Raw genomic sequence first — 21,907 nt, 5'->3', positions numbered from 1 at the left:
CATCGTCGAGAACTCTGTTCCGTTCACGCAGGTGAGAGGTGTTGTGATTGCACGTTTGGATGGAGCGTCGGTGTTATGCACGCGAGGGGAGCGCCTGCCTGCGCGTACCGGGTGTGGAGGGTTTCCGCTATCACGTCCAGATCGCCGTCGAAGAGGTCCGCGTAGGTGTCGAGCGTGACCTTCGCCGAAGTGTGGCCGAGCATTCGGGCGAGCGCCAAGACGTTGACGCCGGCGCTGATCGAGAGCGAGGCCGCGGTGTGTCGCAGATCGTGTGGAGTCACCCGCTGCACGCCCGACCGCTTCACGGCACCGGCGAACCATCCGCCATTCGACTTCGGCCGGGGAAGATAGGCGCCCTCGGGACCGGGGAAGACGAGATCCTCCGGCCTTCTGCCCTTGCACAGCTCTGCGAGTTCATCGAGCACGAACATGGGGACAGGGACGGACCGTGTGCGCTTGCTCTTGGTTCTGCCGACTGCGTGGTCCACACCGAGCTGCACGGCGTTGTCGTGGACCGTCAGCCGGCGGCGGCGGAACTCGACGTCGCGGACTCGCAAGGCGACCGCCTCGCCCCACCTGATGCCGGTGTAGGCGAGAGTGAGAACGAGCGGTCGATGTTTGCCGGCTTCGCGTGCGAGTAGTGCTACGTCCTCGGCAGAGAGGTACACGTGACGCTTGGTGGTCTTGCGGGGCAGGTTCTCGACTCCGCGGGCCGGGTTGCTCGCCAGTCGGCGTGACTTCACCGCATCGTCGAGGATGCCTGCCAGGACTCCGTAGCACCGGACGACGGTCGTGGCCCCACTTCCGTCTCGCTGCATCTGCGCAATCCACTGTTCGACCCGCGACAGTTCGACGTCGGCGATGCGTACCTTTCCCCACCGCGGCTGTACGTGCGTACGCCAGCCCGACTCGAGTGTCCGATAGTTGGACGGCGCTACATCGGCCTGCTTGCGGACAAGCCAATCGGGCGCCAGTTCGTCGACGGTGATGCGCCCGAGTGATGGCGGTACGTATTCACCGCGCATCTTCTCGACCTCGACGGTCGCCGCGAATGCCTCTGCTTCGCGCTTGGTGCGGAAGCCTCGTTTCTTCGACTGGGTGCGGTCGGGCGTGCGGAAGCGAACCATGTACCGCTTCCCCGCCGCGGTCGCGTACGACTCGATGGTCGCCACGGCTACTTGGTTCGCTCGGCCTGGGCGAGATGACCGGCGTCGACAGCCCTCGCGAGCCAGCGCTTCACGGTGGCGGTCGAGAGATTGAGCTCGGCCGTGAGCATGGCGGTGGGCTTGCCCTCCTGAAGGCGGATCCAGCGATAGAGTTCCGCGAGGGTAGGCAGATCATCGTCGGTCAGTCCTTTCGTTCGCACGCGCTCGACGAAGCTGTTCAGCGCTCCCGAAGCAAGTTGCTTCGATGCGTCCGGTGATGTGCCGGCACGTTCGAGTACGGTCTCCGAAGCGGCGGCTCGGATGAACGGCTCGACCGAGATCTTGGCCAGTTCTCCACGCTGTACGGTCGGCCCGCCCTCGACTTCTTCGACGACGAGTCGTGTCACGACGTACTTGCCGTCACGTGCTTCCATCGTTGCTGTCACGGCGTAGGGGAGATCCCAATCTCCCGGCTTCGCGGTTACTTCCACGGTCCTGTACCCCCTCAGTCCAGGTGCGACTTCGTAGTTGGGCGAGGGAGCATCCGGCTTGATCCGCATATGCGTCAGACTCCCACGTTCTGACCTGGTGTTTCAACACTGGGTCGTGAACCAGTGTTGCATATCCGGCTCAATAACTGTAGAACTTCGTTGAGCCAGTTTTGCAACACTGGATCGAATCGAGTTGAAGGGGATGGGACATGACCCAAGCGCACCTGGCGACTACGGAGGAAGTTGCCGAGTATCTGCGTACGACGCCCGCCAAGCTTGCCAACGATCGATACCGCGGCATCGGACCGAAGTTCGTGAAGCACGGGCGACGCGTTCTCTATCGATGGGAGGACGTAGAAACATTCGTGCGAGCAAATCTCATGGCGCGCACTGACGATCGGCCCGGCGCCGCGTGACTACAGACATAGACGACGCCGCTGTGGGGGAGCCGCCACTCCTGAATCCCACTTGCGGCGTCGACACCAACTCACAGAAAGGGACCTGTGTGATGAGCGAGTCTAACCACACCATCATTGAAGCGGAAGTTCTGCTCTCGAATCTCGGCGCGACCTGCGACGAGATCATCAACGCGTCCGGATGGACGCTCGGGGAACTCGAGGCCGCCGCGATCAGGACTGGGCGCCTCCGCGAGGAATACCGCCGGATCCCGATGTTCAGCGACAAGCACATCGACGAGCTGCATGACCGGATCCTCGCCGAGCGTGCGGAACTCGCCGACCTTGGCCGGGTCATCCAAAGACGCCGCTGAACAAGCGCTTCGAGGATTCGGCACACGCGAGGCCGGGAGTCTGTGGGCTCCCGGCCTCGATTCCCAGAGAGGCAAGTTCGAATGCATCAGAGGTTGCATCGAGGATGGTGGGGAATATGACGGCGCTCGATCGGCTCCGCGAGCGTTGGCTCAAGCAAGGATTGGTGTGGAAAGAAGGACCCGGGCGCACAGCATCTGCGCAGGCCCCGGGCCACTCGACGTCGGACCGGTCGGTGACATTCCGTCAGATCGACGGACAGGTCCTGATGAACAGCCACGCCGACGATAAGCAGGGCGTGCTTGACGCTATCGGACTCACGATGCGTGATCTGTTCGATGATCCCGTCGGCACCCGATACCACTACCGCGACGGCCGTACTGTGCACCGCACGTACGACGACAGTGGCCGCAAGAAGTTCCGTCAGTCCGGTAACACTGGAGGGCGCGACCTGTACCGAGCCGAACGACTCGACGAAGTGCCAACAGGCACAACGGTGTACGTCGTCGAAGGTGAGAAGGATGTCCACGCCGTCGAATCGGCCGGAGGTGTCGCCGTGTGTTCGGCGATGGGCGCGGGCAAGGGTCACCTGTTCGAGTGGTCGCCGTTGGCCGGCCACGCCGTGGTGATTGTCGCCGATGACGACGAGCCGGGCCGCCGGCACGCGTTGCAGGTCCACGATCTGGTCGAACCGATCGCTGCTGCTGCCGCGATCGTGGTGGCGAGGACCGGTAAGGACGCGGCCGACCACATTGCTGCCGGTCACGGACTCGACGAGTTCGAGCCTGTCGACCTGGGTGGTCGTCAGGCGGCTCGCCGGTTGAAGATCACCCGCGGTTCGGACGTGAAGATGCAGCGGGTCAGGTGGGTGATGGAGGACTGGATCCCTGCCGGTTCGCTGACGCTGCTCGCCGGCCGCGAGGGGCTCGGCAAGTCCACTCTGGCAGCGCAGATCTGCGCGCAGATCACCTGCGGGACGTTGGAGGGCGAGCTCCACGGCACGCCGCGGAATGTGCTGTACATCCACTCGGAGGACTCCCGTGAGTTCACGGTCGCGCCGAGGTTGAAAGCTGCTGGGGCGGACATGGATCGGGTGCTGTTCGTTGATGTCGAGACATCTCAAACCGATTCGGGGACAGTGATTCTCCCGTTGGATATCGGATCGTTGGAGAAGGTCATCGCCCAGAATCAGGTGGCATTCGTCGTTCTTGATGCAGCGACGTCGAGCATGTCGTCGGAGCTGTCGGGCAAGGACGATCGTGCGGTGCGTTCGTACCTCGAGCCGCTCGCGCAGCTTGCTGCTCGCCAGGGCTGTGTTGTGTTCGGGCTGTGCCACTTCGGCAAGAGGGACGGTACTGACACTGGGAAGCTCATCCTCGGTTCGATCGCGTGGTCGCAGGTGGCGCGGTCGGTGTTGTCGGTGGCGAAGGACGAGGACAGCGGGAATCTCATCGTCACGAACACCAAGGCCAACCTCGCGCCGCGGACGCGGTCGATGGAAGCGACGATCGTGTCGGCATCGGTCGAGACAGAGGATGGTTCGGCTGAGGTCGGTGTCCTGAAGTGGTTGGGGGAGACCACCCGCGATGCGCGGGAGCTGCTGAGTGGTGTCGACGAGGAGATCGAGGAACGCGACGAGATCACCATGGTGATCCGCGACTACCTCATCGAGTGTGGTGGGTCAGCACCCGCATCGGATGTTCTGAAGGTGACGCGGGCGGCTGGGTTGAGCGACAACGCGGTGAAGAAGGCGCGGAAGAAGTCTGGAGTCCGCACCGGCAAGGACGGGTTCAGCAAGGGGTGGGTATGGACGATCGAACCGGCCCCGGTTCGCGAAGGCGCCCGAGATTTCGGCGAAGGTGCCGAAGGTGCGCTTACTCGAGCAAGGGAATCTTCGACACCTTCGGATGCGCCCACAGATGTTGAGTACTGCGCTGACGCGAGTCTGTCGTGGTTTTCGAGCACTCCATGAGCTCGACCTACTCCAAGCATTCACACGTGTTGTCGTCGCAGGAGCCGATAGCGACCCATACAATGCTGCGAGTGAGCGCAGCTGAGATTGACGGTGACATCATTCGGGTTCTCCGTTCAATAGACACGAGTCAGCACATTGGACTGTTTCTCGGAGCTGGAGCTTCTGCTGCTTCGGGCTTGCCCGATTGGGACAGCTTCTCGATCAATGTGCTCACCGATAGTGGAGCAATACAGGACTCCGTAACGGCGAAGGCCTTTCTGGCAGGGCAGGATCCGGCGATCGTTGCGGAAGCAGCCAAAGAAGCGGCAGGGGATCGGTGGTCGGCCGTCCTCAAATCGTCGCTTTATGGAAGCGAGCCTGTGTCGCCTGCTCCATTGCACTACGCGGCCGCCGTGCTCGCGGAACATTGCGGTCCTGACGCGATTACCCTCTTCACGCTGAACTACGACGATCTACTTGAGGTTGCTCTCCGCGAGGTGCTTGATGCTAAAGGGAAGCGCGTGGAGGTGTGTAGCCGGCAATCTCAGCGCCCCCGTGCTCGCGGCGGCTCTTACGAAGTGCAGCACCTACATGGGTTCATGCCTCCAGGATCCTCGGATGCCCACTCCGTAATACTTACGCTGAGCGATTACAACAAGCTTGGTGAGAACAGATCGACATGGCAAAGCGCGGCACTCGCGGATTCGCTCTCGAAAGGCCCGCTAGTTCTGGCAGGTACGTCTTACCGTGACCCAGACGTGAGGCAATGGATCCACGATCTGGCGCCAAGAGACGAAGAACCCCAGGTGCTGGTCTTCCTGGCCCGCGAAGGACTGAAGCTCAACCGGGCGCAGTTCGAGCACGTCAGAGCGGCACTCGAAAGGCAGTGGTCAGCACTGGGGGTTCGGGTAATCGCCACCCATGATTACAGCGATGCAGCCCATGCCTTACTCGAGCTGCCGTATATCTATCAGGAGGACTATCGGCCTCCAAAGGACCGCGCCGCCATCCTCTGGGAACACCACCTGGAGAACTTTGCCGGGCAACAGCGGGAAGATTCAGAGGAGCTCGAAGGTGATCTGCAGAAGCTCCAGGAACTGAAACCAGACGTCGCCAACTTGACGTTGTGGCTCGCGAATGGCGACGGGGAGCTCGTTCGATGGAGCTCTCATGATCGGATATATCGACACGCTGAGGCCCTACGACGCGTGCGTCCAGGGCATGACAGCGACTGGATAGCAGCGCAGTGCATCGGTCGCAATGACTTCCTCGTCAGGGATGTACCTCAGGCAGGTTCGACCACCAGGTGGTTGTCAGTGTTCGCAGCGCCGATCGGAGTCAGGTTCGATGTGGGTCCACAACTGCCATGTGGCGTGATCACTGCCGCGTCGGTTGAACCATCTGAGGGAGAACAGCTCGATGAGTTCGTCGATGCATTCTCGGAGCTTTCCGAGAAGTGGGCTCTACTCCTGGAGATGAGAACCGGAATCTTTGCCGCACCGTCGGGAGAACGCGGGTAGGCGTTCGTGACCTACATTCAACCACTGTGCGCTACTCTGAACTACCCAGGAGGTGAGCGGTATGAAGTCGACGGCAAAGACCACAGTTCGGAAGGTCTCTAGTAACACCTTCCGCGTGAGTAGCGTGTCCACCCGTAGCGCGGCAAGTGGGAGGCAGATTAGGAGCTCTGGTGCAGCCAATCGCTTTATTACCTCGGGAACCCAGAAGAAGCTTCAGGTGAACAGTCGCCGAGTGTCTTGACTCACGTGAAGTGGCTGACGATGTATGAATCGCACTTCAAGGGCCTCGTGAGTGGGTCTAGCGACGCTTGCTAGTGGTAACTGAGCTGTCTCAAGAGTGAAGAGAATTACTCGCCTCGGTATGGACTGAGAGCTGCTGCTATGGGCACGCTTTGGGCACATATTGCCTCGACATGGGGTGATCCGGAATGATCCAGCGAGTGTGAGATCCGCAGTGTGAAGCAGTTCTGCATTCTTCACCTGGGGTTCTGAGTGGGTTCAAATCCCACCGCCACCGCCAAGAGTGACGCCCCCGAACTCCGGTTCGGGGGCGTCACTCGTTTGTGCACGAATGCGCGGTGCTGGACATTCGCGCCCGAAAGTGTCAGGCGCGCACTGTCGACAATGCGCGGCTGTCGTCTCGGAGTGTTTCTATGCAACCGTCGGGAATCGAAAAGACACCGCGCCATCGACGAGGTGCTGCTCCCCGTAGGGCGCGTCAGTGCTCGTTGATCAGGCGCCGCACCACGTCGAGCAGTTCGTCGACGTCCTCGCGTGGTGTATCGCTCGTCTCGCCGGACATAGCGGCGTTGTAATAGAGGCCGTCGCCCATCAACATGACGGCGCGTGCGACGGCGGGGTCGGTGATCTCGTCGACGAGAACGTCCATCCAGCCTCGATGAATTCTCTGGAGTGCCAGGCGGGCGCGGGGGATCGCGTTCTGGCTCAGGCGGGTCGTGGCGATGATGGCGCGATCGATCGGGGTGCCCGCGTAGACGGAGGTGCGGATGTAGTACGCGGCCGCCCCCTCGGGGGCCTCCCGCATGAGGTCGGCATCTGCCGCGGCGAGTTCTTCGACGTGGTCGGCGAGGCCTTCGACGAGGGCGTCCTTCGAGGGGAAGTGGTAGAGCAGGCCGCCCTTCGACACGCCGGCGGCGGCGGCGACGGCATCGAGGGTTGCGGCGCGTTCGCCTTGTTCGAGCAGGATCGTCACGAACGCGTCGAGGAGTTTGGCACGGGCAGCGGGAGGGGGTGGCACGGGCCGATGATACGACGTCGTTACTTTACCGTCCGGCTGGTACAGTAACGAAGGTTCGATCTCACCCTTCCCGAAAGTCCGATAACCGTGTCGATCACACCTGTCTCGAATCCGGATGCGAACGCTGCCGGTCCGAAAGCCGGCCCACGCGAGTGGGTGGCCCTCGCGGTCCTCATGCTGCCGGTGCTGCTGGTCTCGATCGACAACACCGTGCTCGCCTTCGCACTTCCCGAAATCTCCGCGTCACTGCAGCCGAGTGGCGCGCAGCAGCTGTGGATCATCGACATCTACCCGTTGATCCTCGCGGGCCTGCTCGTCTCGATGGGCAGCTTCGGCGACCGGGTCGGGCGACGACGACTGCTGCTGATCGGCGCGACCGGATTCGCGGCGGTCTCTGTGATTGCTGCCTACGCACCGTCGGCGGAAGCACTGATCGCCTCGCGTGCGGCGCTGGGCTTCTTCGGGGCCATGCTGATGCCGTCCACCCTGTCGCTGTTGCGGAACATCTTCCTCGACGCGGCGCAGCGCCGACTCGCGATCGCACTGTGGGCGTCGTGCTTCGCTGCGGGTGCTGCGCTCGGGCCCATCGTCGGTGGCTTCCTGCTCGAGCACGCGTGGTGGGGTTCGGTGTTCCTACTTGCCGTGCCTGTCCTGATCCCGCTGCTCTTCCTCGGCCCGATCTTCATTCCGGAATCCAAGGATCCCGCGCCCGGCCGCATCGACGTGGTGAGCATTGCGCTGTCGATGCTGGCGCTGGCACCGCTGGTGTTCGCGATCAAGAATCTTGCCAACGGCGGTTCGGTCGCCGCCACGGTGATTCCTGTTGTCGTCGGGGTCACCGCGCTCGTGTCTTTCGTGCGCCGTCAGCTGCGCCGCCCGGATCCGATGCTCGACGTGCGCCTGTTCCGTGTGCCCACGTTCAGCGGAGCGGTCGCGGTGAACCTGCTCTCGGTGTTCTCGCTCGTCGGCTTTCTCTTCTTCGTCTCTCAGCATCTCCAGCTGGTGATCGGGCAGAGTCCCATGCAGGCGGGGCTGAACCTGGTTCCCGGGCTGGGCGTCATGGTGGTGTCGGGGCTCGCAGTGGTCACGCTGGTGCGGTGGATACGGCCGTCGACGATCATCGTGTCGGCGCTGTTGTTGTCTGCTCTCGGTTATGCGCTCGTGCTGATGCTCGCATCGCCGACCGCGGTGACGCCGATCATCGTGGCGTTCGCGGTGCTCGGTGCTGGAATCGGGGCAGCCGAGACGTTGTCGAACGATCTGATCGTCTCGAGTGTGCCGACGGAGAAGGCAGGCGCGGCGTCGGCGGTGTCGGAGACCGCGTACGAGATGGGTGCGGTGCTCGGTACCGCGGTGCTCGGCTCGATTCTCACCGCGTCGTACGGTGCGCATCTTCAGCTTCCGGCCGGGCTCGACCCCGCCGAGGCGGCTGCGGCTCGGGAAACTCTGGGCGGTGCCCACGCTGTCGCGGCGACCCTGCCTGCAGAGCAGGCGAACGCCTTGCTCTCGACTGCAGGCGCCGCATTCGACAGCGGTGTGTCCATCACGTCGGGTATCGGGATGGTGCTCATGGTGGTGTCCGCGGTGTTGGCCGCACGGATGCTCACGCGCCGAACTGCCTCGACCGAACCGGTCGAGGCAGCTCTGGAGAAGTCCGGCGTCTGACGAGACGCGGGCTACTGCGGCGACGTCGTCTGCGCAACCGTGGGCGGCGCGGTCTCGGATGTGGCCCCGGCTCGCGGAATGGTGAACGTCGCGATCACACTCAGGATTGCCACGACGAAGCACGCCACGACGTACCAGAGGCTTCCGATGGGGTCGCCGTTGTCGGTGACGCCGTCGACCGCCGAGAAGTAGTCGGGCAGCGCGGTGATCCAGAGGATCGCCAGGACAGCGAGGTACACCAGCGAGAACCGCTGGACGAACACGTTCGTGTAGGCGGGAGCGTCGGAGTCGCCGCGGCGCAACCGCGACCACTGACGAGCGAGCACCCATACCGCAACCACGCACAGCACTGCGAGTTCGAGTGCGTACATGATTCCGCGCACCGTCGTGCTGCCCATTCCCAGAACCGTAGCGGGCATCGGAAGGACGAACGTACCCACCGAGGCAAGGATGCCGATGACGACTGTGCGCCACACCAATTGGAGTCCGGAGAAACTCTCTCCTCGGTCGACGTGGCGACCCACGAAGAACTGTGTGCACAGTGCCAGGGACATCGGCCACAGTGCGGCGAACACCACGACGCTCGGCAGCGGGACGGAATCGAAGAACGGTTGGCTGATCGGATTCTCGAGAGACCATTCCCACCAGCGTAATTGCGGTCCGAGGTGGTCGAAGATCTCGTAGAAGGCGTGATGGACGAATCCGACGCACACGGCGCCCAGGACCACGCCGTACTTGCGGAAGACTCCGAGCATCCGCACGATCTCGAACGACAGCGTCGCGAGCAGTGGATAGATGGCAACGATGTAGAGAGGCAATCTGCCCCACATGAATTCGACGGTGAACACGTTGTGCGCGAACATCGTGTCGACGTGCTGTTCGATTCCGAACGCGGCCGGGAAATACAGGGGCGGTTCGATGATGAACAGGTACGCGCACGCGCCGAGCCACAGCACCAGGTTGGTGGGATCACCGTGCCTGCGCAGCCGCAGGATGGCGTAGACCAGGGCGAGGACGGCCCCGACGACGATGGTCAGTTCGAGGACGGGAAGCGTCCAGTTCTCCAACGCCAGCGGGTTGCGGAACTCGAGGAGCCCACCGGCCTCGTCGCAGGAGAAGCCGAGCCTCGTGGCGAGGTCCTCGAAGGTGGGCGAGCACAGATCCGACATCAATTGACCCCCGGTGCAGTGGTTTCCGCGGTGTACCACTTGGTGACGTCGTATCCGGCATCGAAACGCTCGAACCACACGCCTGCCAGCTCGGGCAGGTCCTCGTGCTCGGGATTGTGCTTGGGCATCTGGCTACGGATGACACCGCGCAGTGCGACGAGCTGTTCTCCGAGGCCGAGGTCGTCGAATGCGCGTGGCATCGGCCCGGCATTCGCGGCCTGCAGTCCCGGAATCAGGTCGAGCAACTTCTGCTTCCGGCGGTATGACGCGAACATCGACAGGGCATCGATCTCGCGGTCCTCGATGGGGATGTGCTTGTTGAAGCCCGCGCATGCGATCCGGATGACGTCGAGTACATGCTTGAACACCGACGGCGCCACGCGCATGCGATAGAGATCGCTGCCGATGACGGCGTCGAAGATGATCAGGGCGGAGCTGCGATGCTCGACCTCCTCGACGAAGTGCCAGATGAACAGGGAAGCGACCCGGTCGTCGCCGGGGCGGAACAGTGAGGCGTCGTTGTCGAGCATGAGTTTGAAGACCGGAGTGAAGGTCGCTTCGAGATCGGCGGTGTAGGCGAGTCGGTACTTCAGCGACGTCTCGGCGGTCAGCTTGTCGTAGGCATCGATCACCTCGTCGAGGGTCTCCTGCAGGCCCGGGTACCGCTTGATCAGGGCGCGGACGTGCTGGCGATGCGCGGTGGAGTGCTGCCCCTCCTGGCGCATGAACGCGTCGGCTTCCTCGGCGACCGTGTCGTCGGCGAATTGCGGCTTCGCTTCGGTGATCATCTGGACGATCATCTTCTCGAATCCGACGGCGAGGAACGAGACGGCATTGGCCATGCTCGAGAACGCTGGGTTCTCGGGGTTCCACAGGAACGGCACGTCGTAGTCCTCGAACGCGAAACGCATCTTGCGGACGTGCAGGTTTGTCATGTCTCGTACCTCGTTTTCGGGCTGGCCGATGCGGTCAGGGCAGGTGGTGCCTGCGTTCGAACTCATCATACGACCGAGTCTCAATTTGTATGATCACTTTCGTGTGCATGTCCTGACATACCGACTCCGGGATTGGGTTGCGTGATAATGTCGTCCCCTTATTTCAGGAGGCGGTGTGGCACGCAGGCGAGGGTGGGGTGGGAGTCCGCCGGACAGTGACGACGAAGCATCTCGACGCATCGTCGACACCGCGGTCGATCTCATCGCACGGACGGGCACGGCGATCAGCATCGCCGAGGTCGCGGAATCACTGGGCGTGATCCGGCAGACGGTCTACCGGTATTTCCCCAGTGCCGATGCATTGATGAAGGCCGCGGCCATCGCGTCGGTCGCGGGATTCCTCGACCGACTGGCCGACCACGTCTCCGGCATGACGGACCCCGCCGAAGCGACCGTCGAGGCCGTCGTGTTCACCCTCGCGGAAGTGCGGCGTACACCGCACCTCGGTCTTCTGCTGTCGAGTTCGTACGCGAACGTCCACCCCGAGAACATGACGTCCGACGAGGCGCAGGCCTTCGGCATGACGATGATCAGGCGGTTCGACGTCGAGTGGGAGAGCTACGGATACGACGACACCTCACTGCAGGAGCTCGTCGAATACCTTCTGCGGACGATGCTGTCGTTCTTCGTCTCACCCGGAAACCCGCTGCGCAGCGACGACGAGATGCGCAGTTACCTGCGTCGCTGGGTGGGTACGGCGGTTGCTGCTCAGGTGGGGCAGGCCGCACGTCGGTAGAGGGCGCCGAGTGATTCTCAGAGGAATTTCAGCCGGCAGACCTCTTTCGGCTTGAAACGTCAACTACTCTCGACCCATGCGAAAAGCAGTGGGGGCACTCGTCGTGGTCGTGGCTATCGCGTTGGTGGGTTTCTTCGTTGCCCCATGGGTTTACGGAACGTTCATAGCCGAGGACGACGCACCCGCTGCCTCTGTGTCGACGTCCGGTGCCGAGGCGGCAACCGGTGAGCTCGACGGTGAGTGGGCCGTCGTCCAGGGTGCCGACCCCAACCGGACGGCGGCGGGCTACACCGTGCACGAGATCCTGCGCGGTGCCGATGTCACGGTGGTGGGCAGTACCGACCAGGTGTCGGGCACTGCGACGATCGCCGACGAATCGCTGACCGCCGCCGAATTCACCGTGCAGGTGGACGGCATTGCCACCGACAGCTCCCAGCGTGACGGTCAGTTTCGGGGCATGGTCATGGACACCGCGAACCATCCGACCGCGACATTCACGTTGACCGAACCCGTGGATCTGTCGTCGTTGCCCACCGACGGCGCGCTCGCGACGGTGCCCGCGACCGGCACCCTCGCGTTGCGTGGCGAGGAACGACCGGTGACGGTGGACGTCGACGTCCTGCGTAGCGGCGAGAGCATCGTGGCGTCGGGCAGCATCCCCACGACGTGGTCGGACTGGGGGATCCAGCCGCCGAACCTCGGGTTCGTCGCCGTCGACGAGGCCGGAAGCGTGGACTTCCTGATCACCCTCGAGATGAGCTGACCGGTTCCGTCTCGGACTTCACCGGGGCCCAACCGGGCGGGCCGAACGCGTAACCGAGTTTGTCGCGCCAGGACGCCGCCGACCGCCAGTCGCGCGCAATTGCCTTGTACTCGTGGGTCTGCAGATCCCAGATGTCGAAGGTGCCGACGGGCGTGGTCAGTCCGTAGACGGGACGCTGCTCTTCGGCCTTGAACGTGCCGAACATCCGATCCCAGATGATGAGGATGCCCGCGTAGTTGCGGTCGAGGTATTCGGCATCGGACCCGTGGTGCACCCGATGATGCGACGGAGTGTTGAAGACGAATTCGATCGGTGCCGGCAGTGCGCCCACACGTTCGGTGTGAACGAAGAATTGGTAGACGAGACTCACGGAGAATCCCACGAACACCATCCACGGCGGGATACCGAGGAGGGGCAACGGCAGCCACATGATGATCTCGCCGCTGTTGTTCCACTTCTGACGCAACGCGGTCGCGTAGTTGAAGTACTCACTCGAATGGTGCGCCTGATGTGTCGCCCAGACGAGACGGATCCGATGCGCCATCCGGTGATACCAGTACCAGAGGAAGTCGATCCCCAGCAGCAGGATCACCCACGTGTACCAGGCGTCGGCGGGCAGATGCCACGGCGCGAGGTACACCCACAACGCGGAATACCCGACGAGTGCCAGTACCTTCCAGCCGGCGCTCGTCACGATCGAGATCAGCCCCATCGACAAGCTCGTGCGTGCATCGCGCATCTCGTACCCGCCGCGTGGTGGGTGCACGCGGCCGTCGGGCCCCGGCTCGACGCGTTCGAGTGTGCGGGCCGCGACCCACTCGAGGATCAGGAACAGTGCAAACGCCGGAATCGCGAGGGCGACGGGATCGTGCAACGGTTCGAGCAGCGAACCCCACGATTCTCGCAGTGTCTCCCACATCGCGGGACCTCCGAACTGGTACGTGAACGATCGCCCAGTGTACGTGCCCTATGGCGCCGGTCACTATCGGTGAGCGACGGTGCCGATTTCTCCCCTGTTTGGTAGGAATTGGTCGGCCGGAAACGTCGGAGGAGGCACCGAAGTGCATATCAGTGCAAGGGTCGATTACGCGGTGCGGACGCTCCTGGAACTTGCCGCATGTGGTGATGGTCCGGCGAAGGCGGAGAAGCTGGCGACCGTGCAGTCGATTCCGCACAAGTTCCTCGAAGCGGTCCTCGCCGATCTGCGCCGAGGCGGTCTCGTGCGGAGCCGTCGTGGGCCCGAAGGCGGTTACTGGCTGGCGCGGCCGGCAGACGAGATCTCCATCGCCGACATCATCCGCACGGTGGAGGGGCCCCTCGCGTCGGTGCGCGGGGAAAGGCCGGAGAGTGTGGAGTACACAGGTGCGGCCGAGCGGCTGCGCGACGTGTGGATCGCGGTGCGGGTGAATCTGCGCGCGGTTCTCGAGGATGTGACGCTCGCGGACATCGTTGCCGACGACCTCTCGGAGTTCGTTCGCGACCTGACGGCGGATCCGGGTGCGTGGGAGCGTCGCGGTATGTGAGCTGGGTTACTGGAATCGGCGGAGTGTGTCCGATTCCATAAATATTGCAGACGTCTGCAAAGTTACACACCTCTGCAAAATCTGTACCGTTGTCGGAGTGAGCTCTCAACTCGGATTACGTGACCGCAAGAAGGCGGCCACCCGCGCGGCCCTCGCGGACGCGGCTGCGGAACTCGCGCGCGAGCACGGCCTCCACGAGGTCACTGCCGATGCAATCGCCGCCCGGGCGGGCGTCTCGACCCGCACCTTCCACAATTACTTCGCGAGCAAGGAAGAAGCGGTCCTCGTGCACTTCGAGGGTCTGATCGAAACGTGGATCGACCTCCTGCGGCACCGCCCTGCGGGCGAGCCGATCATGGGTTCGCTCGAGGAATGCGCCGTCGGGCTGGTGACCGACCAGCGGTGGTCGTTCGACGACGTCAGCACGTGCGTCGCGTTCGTCGAGGAGGGGTCCGCGAACGAATCCCGGCACATCGATGTGGCGAAGCGCTCGGCGCAGCTGCTCGTCGATGTCATCGCCGAACGAACCGGCACTGATCCGGCCACGGATATCTACCCCAATCTGGTGTATTACGTCGGCTTGGGAGCGATCAAATCGGCAGTCGAGATGTCCATGTCGAATTCTGCGTCCACTCCTGAACACCTCATTCGTGAGGCCTTCGCGCTGCTGCGACGGGGATTCGCGTAACCCCCGCCCCACGACCACGTTCGACCACGTTCACGATCACGTTCGACCACAGAAAGGGTGCCTGCCGTGGCGACCTACCTCTACCGGATAGGCAAGTTCGCCTACCGACGTAAGGGCGCAGTCCTGTCATTCTGGATCGCATTGCTCGTCCTCTTCGGAGTCGGCGCAGCAACACTGTCCGGCCCGACGACCGACTCGTTCACCCTTCCCGGCACCCCCGCGCAGAATGCGCAGGACCTGATGGCCGAACGATTCCCGACGGCCGAAGACCCGATGAACGCGCTCAGCGCACGATACGTCTTCGCGGCGCCCGACGGACAGACCCTCGACAGCCCCGAGAACATGGCTGCCATCGACGAGACTCTCGTCGCGATCCGCGGGATCGACACAGTCTCTGCACCGGCCAAGGTCGACCCGGCCACCGCCTCGCCCGAGCAGCAGGCCGGAGCGCTGGTGGACCCGGTCACGGCGGACGCGGGGCTCACCCAGCAGATGCTGGGACTGGCCGCGCAGCAGGGCACACCCGATGAGGCCGCGCTCGCAGATGCGCAGGCCCTGTCGCCGCTCAGCGCCGACCGCACCGTCGGGTTCGTCACCGTGCCCTTCGAGGGCGAGATGACCGACGTGGATCAGACCATGCGCGACCAGATTGCCGCTGCCGCAGACATCGGCCGCGACGCCGGTTTGACCGTGCAGGTCAGCGGCACCGCCGCAGCCGATATGGCGATGCCCGGCGGCACCGCCGAACTCATCGGCATCGGTATCGCCGCGATCGTCCTCACCCTCACCTTCGGCTCCCTCGTCGCAGCAGGTCTGCCGCTGATCACCGCTCTCGTCGGTGTCGGCATCGGAAGCCTGGGTATCACCATCGCCACGGGTTTCTTCGACCTGAGCTCGATGACCCCGACGCTCGCCATCATGATCGGCCTTGCTGTCGCGATCGACTACTCGTTGTTCATCGTCTCCCGCTTCCGACACGAGTTGCTCGCGACTTCCGACCGCGCCGAAGCCGCCGGTCGTGCGGTGGGCACCGCGGGCTCCGCGGTCGTGTTCGCGGGCCTGACGGTCATCATCGCGCTCATGGCGCTGAGCGTCGTGGGCATTCCGTTCCTGTCCGTGATGGGATACGCCGCCGCCTTCACTGTGCTCATGGCAGTGCTCATCGCGATCTCGCTGCTGCCTGCGGTGCTCGGTCTCTTCGGTGAGAAGGCATTCGCCGGTCGCATTCCCGGACTGAACACACGCGACCCCGAGGGTGGCGAGCCGGGTGCTGCACAGAAGTTCATCGGCGCCATCACCCGTCGTCCGCTGATCCCGCTCGTCGCAGGTGTCGTTCTCCTCGGCGTTCTGGCGCTCCCCGCGACCGGTCTGCGTCTGGCTCTGCCCACCGAGGCGACGGGCGATCCCGCCAGCACTGCACGCCAGGCCTACGACCTGATCGACGAAGGATTCGGACCGGGACGCAACGGCCCGCTGGTCGTCGTCGCCGACGCCCGCGACGCGGAAGTTCCCGCCGACGCCGCCTTCTCCGCCGTCCTCGGCTCGCTGTACGGACACGAAGAGGTCGTCAACGCCCAGGTCGTGGCAGTGAACGAGGCCGGCGACACCGCGCAGATCCTCATCACCCCGCGCAGTGGCCCGACCGACCCCGCGACGATGGACCTCGTCTCGGAGATCCGCGCCGACGAGGCAGCACTGAGCGACGAGTACGGCCTCTCGTACGGCGTCACCGGTCAGACCGCGCTGGAAGGCGATGTGTCGGCGAGCCTGCAGAGCGCGCTCGTCCCGTACCTCGCGGTGGTCGTGGGTCTCGCGTTCATCCTGCTCATGCTCGTATTCCGTTCGATCCTGGTGCCGCTCACCGCGACACTCGGCTTCCTGCTGAGCGTCCTGGCCACCTTCGGTGCCACCGTGGCGGTCTTCCAGAACGGCTTCGGCGGTCTCATCTCGAACCCGCAGCCCATCGTGAGCTTCATGCCGATCATCCTCATCGGCGTGGTGTTCGGCCTGGCCATGGACTACCAGGTGTTCCTGGTGACCCGCATGCGCGAGGACTATGTACACGGTGCGTCCGCGTTGGACGCGGTGCGCAGCGGCTTCGCACACGGCGCCCGCGTGGTGAGCGCCGCCGCGATCATCATGATCTCGGTGTTCGCCGCGTTCATCGCCGAACCGGACTCGCTGATCAAGTCCATCGGCTTCGCGCTCGCCGCCGCCGTCTTCTTCGACGCGTTCATCGTCCGTATGGTGATCATCCCGTCGGTGATGGCGCTGCTCGGCGACAAAGCGTGGTGGTTGCCGAAGTGGCTCGACAAGCTCCTGCCCAACGTCGACGTCGAAGGCGAGAAGCTCACTCGTGAGCTGGAAGCCATCGCAGCGACCCCGGAATCCACCCGGGTGTGAGGCTCGCGAGGTTCGTCCGGAGACGCAGGTAGCGTATTGCCCATGTTGGTTCGGCTGTTACGGCGCTTTCTCGTGCGCTACAAGGGTTCGCTCATAGCTGTGGTCCTGTTGCAGCTCGCGGCCACCACGGGCATGCTGCTGTTGCCGAGCCTGAACGCCGACCTGATCGATCAGGGCGTGGCGGTCGGCGATATCGACTACATCATGCGAACCGGGCTCCTCATGCTGGGGATCAGCGCGGTGGAGGTCGGCTGCTCCATCGGTGCCGTGTACTTCGCGGCGCGAGCCGCCATGTCGTTCGGACGCGATGTCCGGCTGGCGCTCGTGCAGCGGGTCAGCGGGTTCTCCGCTCGCGAGTTCGGTACCTTCGGGGCACCCTCGCTGATCACCCGGAACACGAACGACGTGCAGCAGGTGCAGATGCTGGTTCTGATGACCTGCACCATCGTGGTGACGTCGCCGATCATGGCTGCCGGCGGCGTCATCATGGCGTTGCGCGAAGACGTCGGCACCTCACTGGTCCTTGCGGTCGCGGTGCCGGCACTGATTCTGACGATGGTCGTGCTCATCGCACTGATGCTGCCGGGCTTCCGAGTCATGCAGATACGCCTCGACGGAGTCAATCGGGTGCTGCGCGAACAGGTCAGCGGGATCCGGGTCGTGCGGGCCTTCGTCCGCGACGACACGGAGAAGGCCCGTTTCGACCGCGCAAACGACGATCTCACCGCAACGGCGCTGCGTGTCGGCCGCGTCAACTCGGTGCTGTATCCGGCGGTGATGCTCATCGCGAACATCAGCACCGTCGCCGTGGTGTGGGTCGGCGGATCCCGGATCGACTCCGGCGCCATGCAGGTCGGTTCGATCACCGCGATGATCACCTACGTCGCACAGATCCTCATGGCGGTCCTCATGTCGTCGTTCATCGCGATGATGATGCCGCGTGCGAGCGTGTGTGCCGGTCGAATCCTCGAGGTCCTCGACACCGTCCCGACCGTGGCAACGCCGGCACAGCCGGTGCGTGAACTTCCCACTCACATCGACGTCGAATTCCGCCACGCCGGATTCTCTTATCCGGGCGCCGACGCACCGGTTCTGCGCGAGATCAGCTTCCGTGCCGAGCCCGGCACCACCACCGCGATCATCGGCGGCACCGGATCGGGCAAGAGCACCCTCATGCGTTTGATCCCGCGACTCATCGACGTCACCGACGGGCAGGTGCTGGTGTCGGGTCTCGACGTCAGGCGCCTCGATCCGGAGGTACTTCGGTCGCGGATCTCCGTCGTCCCGCAGAAGGCGTACCTGTTCTCGGGCACGATCGCCGACAATCTCCGCTACGGACGCGCCGACGCAAGCGACGACGAACTGTGGCACGCCCTCGAGGTGGCCCAGGCCGCCGACTTCGTGTACTCCATGCCGGACAGGCTCGAATCGGTGCTGTCGCAGGGCGGCACCACCGTCTCGGGCGGGCAGCGGCAGCGACTCGCGATCGCTCGCGCGCTGGTCCGCAAACCTTCGATCTACCTGTTCGACGACGCGTTCTCGGCGCTCGACCCCGCGACCGACGCGCGACTGCGCGCGGCGCTGGAACCGGAAACCCGCAACGCCTGCGTCTTCATCGTTGCCCAGCGCGTCTCGACCGTGCAGGACGCGGATCGTATCGTCGTCCTCGACGGAGGCGCCATAGTTGCCTCCGGAACTCACCTCGGGCTCCTCGGCCGCTCCAAGACGTATACCGAGATCGTCGAATCGCAGAGAATGGCCGCAGTATGACGACGCCCGCCGCGGCTGCACCGCAGGCTGCACCGCAGTCGCGTCTGCGCGTCATCGTGCGCATTCTCGGTCTGCTGCACCCTCATCGGTACGTCGTGTACTCGGTGATGATCGCGGCGCTGCTCGGGGTGGTGAGCTCGTCGATCGCACCGCTCGTGCTCGGTCGCGGCACCGACATCATCTTCAACGGTGTGGTCGGGATGCAGCTCCCTGCAGGACTGTCGAAGGACGCCGCGATCGCGCAGCTACGTGCGGAGGATCGCGGTCAGTTCGCCGACATGGTCGCAGGCATGAACGTGATCCCAGGCGTGGGCATCGACTTCACGAGCCTGGGACGGACCCTCGTCATCGTTCTCGCGCTGTACCTGTTGTCGTCCGCGCTGATCTGGGTTGCGGCGTATGGGCTGAACGAGATCGTGCAGCGCACAGTGCGGGATATGCGCGCGAGCGTCGAACGGAAGGTTCATCGCCTGCCGTTGCGCTACTTCGACACGCATTCGCGCGGTGATCTGCTCAGCCGGGTCACCAACGACATCGACAATGTGTCGACGGGCATGCAGGAGTCCATCAGCCAGCTGGTGCTGGCGGTGTTCACGCTTCTCGGGCTCATCGTGATGATGTTCTGGATTTCGCCGTTGCTTGCTGTGATCGCGTTGCTGCTCGTCCCGGCCGCGGCCGTGGTGACGATCCTCGTGGCGAAGCGTTCGCGGAAGCATTTCGCGGCGCAATGGGATGCGACGGGCACCCTCAACGGGCAGATCGAGGAATCGTTCACCGGACACGAACTCATCACCGCGTACGGCCGTACCGAGGAGATCGAGCGGCGATTCACCGAAACCAACGATTCGTTGTTCCACGCCGCGTACCGGGCGCAGTTCGTCTCGGGCCTGGTGTTGCCGCTCGTGACGTTCCTCAGCAACATCGGGTACGTCGTGGTGGCGGTGCTCGGTGGTCTGCGCGTGGCGTCGGGCACCTCCACCCTCGGTGAGATCCAGGCGATGATCCAGTATTCGCGGCAGTTGTCGCAGCCGCTCGCCCAGATCGGTGCCATGCTCAATCTGCTGCAGTCCGCCGCGGCATCCGCCACGCGAGTGTTCGCGGTCCTCGACGAGGAGGAACAGGAGCCGGAACCTGCGGCTCCCACGATGCCGTGGAGCAGGCACGGACTCGTCGAGTTCGAGAACGTGTCGTTCTCGTACACCCCGGAACGCCCGCTGATCGAGAATCTGACGTTGCGGGCCGAACCCGGGCAGATGATCGCGATTGTCGGACCCACCGGTGCAGGCAAGACCACTCTCGTGAATCTGATCCTGCGTTTCTACGAGGTGGATTCGGGCCGGATCCTCGTCGACGGTGTCGACATCACCGGGATGCTGCGGGAGGAGCTGCGAACCCGGATCGGCATCGTGCTGCAGGACACCTGGCTGTTCGGCGGCACGATCCGCGAGAACATCGCCTACGGCAATCCCTACGCGACCGAGAACCAGATCATGTCGGCCGCCCGGATGAGCTACGTCGACCGGTTCGTGCGGGCACTGCCCGAGGGTTACGACACCATCGTCGACGAGGAGTCGGGAAGCCTCAGTGCCGGTGAGCGGCAGCTCATCACGATCGCCCGCGCATTCGTGTCGAAGCCGTCGATCCTGATCCTCGACGAGGCCACGAGCTCGGTCGACACCCGCACCGAACTTCTCGTGCAGCAGGCCACGGCGCGGCTGCGCGACGACCGCACCAGTTTCGTGATCGCGCACCGGTTGTCGACGATCCGCGACGCCGACCGGATCGTGGTGATGGAGGACGGCCGGATCGTCGAGCAGGGTGCTCACGAGGAACTGCTCCAACGCGGTGGTGCGTACTCGCGCCTGTACGAGGCGCAGTTCAAGGCGCTCGTCGACTGATTTCTCAGTCGGCGCCGTCGTTGTTCTCGAGCTGCTTGATCCGGTCTGCGGCCTGCTTCAGTCTTTTCTTGCGCTCCTCGTTCTCGGATTCCTTCAGCTCTTCGTAGAGTTCCTCGTCCGAGTCGCTGTAGTTGAAGATCAACCGCGGCAGCCCCAGAGTCACGACCAGACTGGGCCAGACCAGCCAGGCGTGGTCCCACTCGACCACGTTGTTCAGCACGAGGAACGTCACGAGGGTGATGCCGACGATCACCCAGTCGAGCGATTCGACCAGATTTCCTCGCCGGAGCAGCGACGACAGTTCTGTCTCTGCGCTGCGTGACGGAGCACCGGCGGGCGTGGTTTCGGCGATCTCGGTCGAAACCTTCCGGATCCGGTTGCCGACCACTTCCAAGGGTGCGCCGCCCGGAAGTCCGCGGAAGGCGTTGCGGAGCGGGTCGAGCGCGCGGGCCGCCGCGATCTCACCGGAACGTTCGTAGAACTCGTCGGCATCGAGCCGTCCCGCCGCGAAATGCTCACTGATGGCGTTGAGGGCATGCAGCCGTTCCTCGTCGCTCACACGCAGATCGTGTTCGTCGGGCCCGTTCGTCACGGCGTTCGCCTCCACAGGTCGTGTTCAGTCGAATTCTACCGATCTCGGTGAGAGTGCTCCATCGTTCACGGTGGAGGTGAATCACCGTCACTCAGGGCGCCGTTGAGACTTCACGTACTCGGCAATCACCGACAACGGCGCGCCGCCCGCAGTCCCGCAGTAGTAGGAGCGGGACCATAAATGCCCGCCCCACAGGTACCGGGAAAGGTGCTCCGCGTGATCGCGCCGCAGGTGCCGCGATGACACGCCTTTGAGTGAATTCACCAGCTTCGACAGCTGCACGGTGGCGGGGAAGCCGACGAGCAGGTGCACATGATCGTCCTCGCCGGTGAACTCCCGCAGCTCGCAGCCGAAGTCCGCGCACACTTTCCGCATGATCTTCTCGCAGTCCGCCAAGATCGGGCCGGTGAACGCGCCCCGGCGGAATTTTGTGACAAACACCAAATGCACATGACAATCCCAGAGAGCGTGTCTGCCACGTCGGACAAGGTCAACATCAGTCATGACACCAAATGCTATCGTGCTGGTGTGCTCAAGCGATACCGCTACCGCGCCTATCCCACAGGGGAG

20 protein-coding genes are annotated in these 21,907 nt (G+C 63.9%); 12 read left to right on the top strand and 8 right to left on the bottom strand.

From position 1 onward, the window contains the following. Window positions 1-23: 23 nt before the first annotated feature. Together ACFWCF_RS25815 and ACFWCF_RS25810 are read right to left on the bottom strand one after the other, a co-directional pair. Window positions 24-1,172, bottom strand: coding sequence for a tyrosine-type recombinase/integrase (locus tag ACFWCF_RS25815; RefSeq protein ID WP_378567828.1), 1,149 nt, complete (start codon window positions 1,170-1,172; stop codon window positions 24-26). 2 nt (window positions 1,173-1,174) lie between these two features. Beyond that, window positions 1,175-1,636, bottom strand: a complete 462-nt coding sequence (locus ACFWCF_RS25810; protein ID WP_378567825.1) for a hypothetical protein — start codon at window positions 1,634-1,636, stop codon at window positions 1,175-1,177. A gap of 209 nt (window positions 1,637-1,845) precedes the next feature. On the opposite strand from ACFWCF_RS25810, the gene ACFWCF_RS25805 reads away from it, so the two are divergent. From ACFWCF_RS25805 to ACFWCF_RS25790, 4 genes are all read left to right on the top strand, one after another. Further along, the gene (locus ACFWCF_RS25805) at window positions 1,846-2,052 is read left to right on the top strand and encodes a helix-turn-helix transcriptional regulator (protein WP_378567822.1); all 207 of its coding nucleotides are present in this window, start codon (window positions 1,846-1,848) and stop codon (window positions 2,050-2,052) included. A gap of 92 nt (window positions 2,053-2,144) precedes the next feature. Next, window positions 2,145-2,405 (top strand): hypothetical protein, encoded by a 261-nt coding sequence (locus ACFWCF_RS25800; RefSeq protein WP_378567819.1) that lies wholly within the window; start codon window positions 2,145-2,147, stop codon window positions 2,403-2,405. A 116-nt stretch (window positions 2,406-2,521) separates the two neighbouring features. Beyond that, entirely contained in the window at window positions 2,522-4,375 is a 1,854-nt protein-coding gene (locus ACFWCF_RS25795; protein WP_378567816.1) for an AAA family ATPase, read from the top strand. A gap of 71 nt (window positions 4,376-4,446) precedes the next feature. Continuing rightward, window positions 4,447-5,877 (top strand): SIR2 family protein, encoded by a 1,431-nt coding sequence (locus ACFWCF_RS25790; protein ID WP_378567813.1) that lies wholly within the window; start codon window positions 4,447-4,449, stop codon window positions 5,875-5,877. A gap of 718 nt (window positions 5,878-6,595) precedes the next feature. Here the strand turns inward: ACFWCF_RS25790 and ACFWCF_RS25785 are convergent. After that, the gene (locus ACFWCF_RS25785) at window positions 6,596-7,135 is read right to left on the bottom strand and encodes a TetR/AcrR family transcriptional regulator (RefSeq protein ID WP_378492856.1); all 540 of its coding nucleotides are present in this window, start codon (window positions 7,133-7,135) and stop codon (window positions 6,596-6,598) included. 174 nt (window positions 7,136-7,309) lie between these two features. On the opposite strand from ACFWCF_RS25785, the gene ACFWCF_RS25780 reads away from it, so the two are divergent. Beyond that, window positions 7,310-8,800, top strand: a complete 1,491-nt coding sequence (locus ACFWCF_RS25780; protein ID WP_378492869.1) for an MFS transporter — start codon at window positions 7,310-7,312, stop codon at window positions 8,798-8,800. An 11-nt stretch (window positions 8,801-8,811) separates the two neighbouring features. On the opposite strand, the gene ACFWCF_RS25775 is transcribed toward ACFWCF_RS25780, so the two are convergent. Both ACFWCF_RS25775 and ACFWCF_RS25770 read right to left on the bottom strand, forming a co-directional pair. Further along, entirely contained in the window at window positions 8,812-9,969 is a 1,158-nt protein-coding gene (locus ACFWCF_RS25775; protein WP_378567810.1) for a hypothetical protein, read from the bottom strand. After that, window positions 9,969-10,904 (bottom strand): metal-dependent hydrolase, encoded by a 936-nt coding sequence (locus ACFWCF_RS25770; RefSeq protein WP_378567808.1) that lies wholly within the window; start codon window positions 10,902-10,904, stop codon window positions 9,969-9,971. Before ACFWCF_RS25770 ends, ACFWCF_RS25775 begins: the two co-directional genes overlap by 1 nt. 175 nt (window positions 10,905-11,079) lie before the next feature. Between ACFWCF_RS25770 and ACFWCF_RS25765 the strand changes: the two genes are divergently transcribed. Further along, window positions 11,080-11,700 (top strand): TetR/AcrR family transcriptional regulator, encoded by a 621-nt coding sequence (locus tag ACFWCF_RS25765; protein WP_378492859.1) that lies wholly within the window; start codon window positions 11,080-11,082, stop codon window positions 11,698-11,700. Window positions 11,701-11,776: 76 nt separating this feature from the next. Then, window positions 11,777-12,463 (top strand): YceI family protein, encoded by a 687-nt coding sequence (locus ACFWCF_RS25760; RefSeq protein ID WP_378492860.1) that lies wholly within the window; start codon window positions 11,777-11,779, stop codon window positions 12,461-12,463. Here ACFWCF_RS25760 and ACFWCF_RS25755 read toward each other — a convergent pair. Then, window positions 12,444-13,382, bottom strand: a complete 939-nt coding sequence (locus ACFWCF_RS25755) for a sterol desaturase family protein (protein WP_378492861.1) — start codon at window positions 13,380-13,382, stop codon at window positions 12,444-12,446. The two genes, ACFWCF_RS25760 and ACFWCF_RS25755, sit on opposite strands and share 20 nt — an antisense overlap. Before the next feature lie 142 nt (window positions 13,383-13,524). Here ACFWCF_RS25755 and ACFWCF_RS25750 point away from each other — a divergent pair, with 142 nt between their 5' ends. The 5 genes from ACFWCF_RS25750 (at window position 13,525) to ACFWCF_RS25730 (ending at window position 20,745) form a co-directional block, all read left to right on the top strand. Beyond that, window positions 13,525-13,986, top strand: a complete 462-nt coding sequence (locus ACFWCF_RS25750; protein ID WP_378492862.1) for an RrF2 family transcriptional regulator — start codon at window positions 13,525-13,527, stop codon at window positions 13,984-13,986. Window positions 13,987-14,083: 97 nt separating this feature from the next. After that, a complete protein-coding gene (locus tag ACFWCF_RS25745; RefSeq protein ID WP_378492863.1) occupies window positions 14,084-14,674 on the top strand; it encodes a TetR family transcriptional regulator in 591 nt (196 codons plus the stop codon). Window positions 14,675-14,740: 66 nt separating this feature from the next. Continuing rightward, window positions 14,741-17,077 (top strand): MMPL family transporter, encoded by a 2,337-nt coding sequence (locus ACFWCF_RS25740; RefSeq protein ID WP_378567804.1) that lies wholly within the window; start codon window positions 14,741-14,743, stop codon window positions 17,075-17,077. Between the two features lie 42 nt (window positions 17,078-17,119). After that, complete coding sequence (locus ACFWCF_RS25735) at window positions 17,120-18,847, top strand: ABC transporter ATP-binding protein (RefSeq protein ID WP_378567801.1); 1,728 nt, start codon at window positions 17,120-17,122, stop codon at window positions 18,845-18,847. Further along, the gene (locus ACFWCF_RS25730; protein ID WP_378492866.1) at window positions 18,844-20,745 is read left to right on the top strand and encodes an ABC transporter ATP-binding protein; all 1,902 of its coding nucleotides are present in this window, start codon (window positions 18,844-18,846) and stop codon (window positions 20,743-20,745) included. Before ACFWCF_RS25735 ends, ACFWCF_RS25730 begins: the two co-directional genes overlap by 4 nt. Before the next feature lie 4 nt (window positions 20,746-20,749). On the opposite strand, the gene ACFWCF_RS25725 is transcribed toward ACFWCF_RS25730, so the two are convergent. Beyond that, window positions 20,750-21,337, bottom strand: coding sequence for a DUF1707 domain-containing protein (locus ACFWCF_RS25725; protein WP_378492867.1), 588 nt, complete (start codon window positions 21,335-21,337; stop codon window positions 20,750-20,752). 87 nt (window positions 21,338-21,424) lie between these two features. Further along, window positions 21,425-21,841 (bottom strand): IS200/IS605 family transposase, encoded by a 417-nt coding sequence (gene tnpA / locus ACFWCF_RS25720; RefSeq protein WP_378567840.1) that lies wholly within the window; start codon window positions 21,839-21,841, stop codon window positions 21,425-21,427. Between the last annotated feature and the right edge of the window lie 66 nt (window positions 21,842-21,907).

Origin of the sequence: Rhodococcus sp. NPDC060090, assembly GCF_042729855.1 — a bacterium.
In the GTDB taxonomy this organism is placed as follows: domain Bacteria; phylum Actinomycetota; class Actinomycetes; order Mycobacteriales; family Mycobacteriaceae; genus Rhodococcus.
This window is presented reverse-complemented; position numbering and strand designations above follow the sequence as displayed.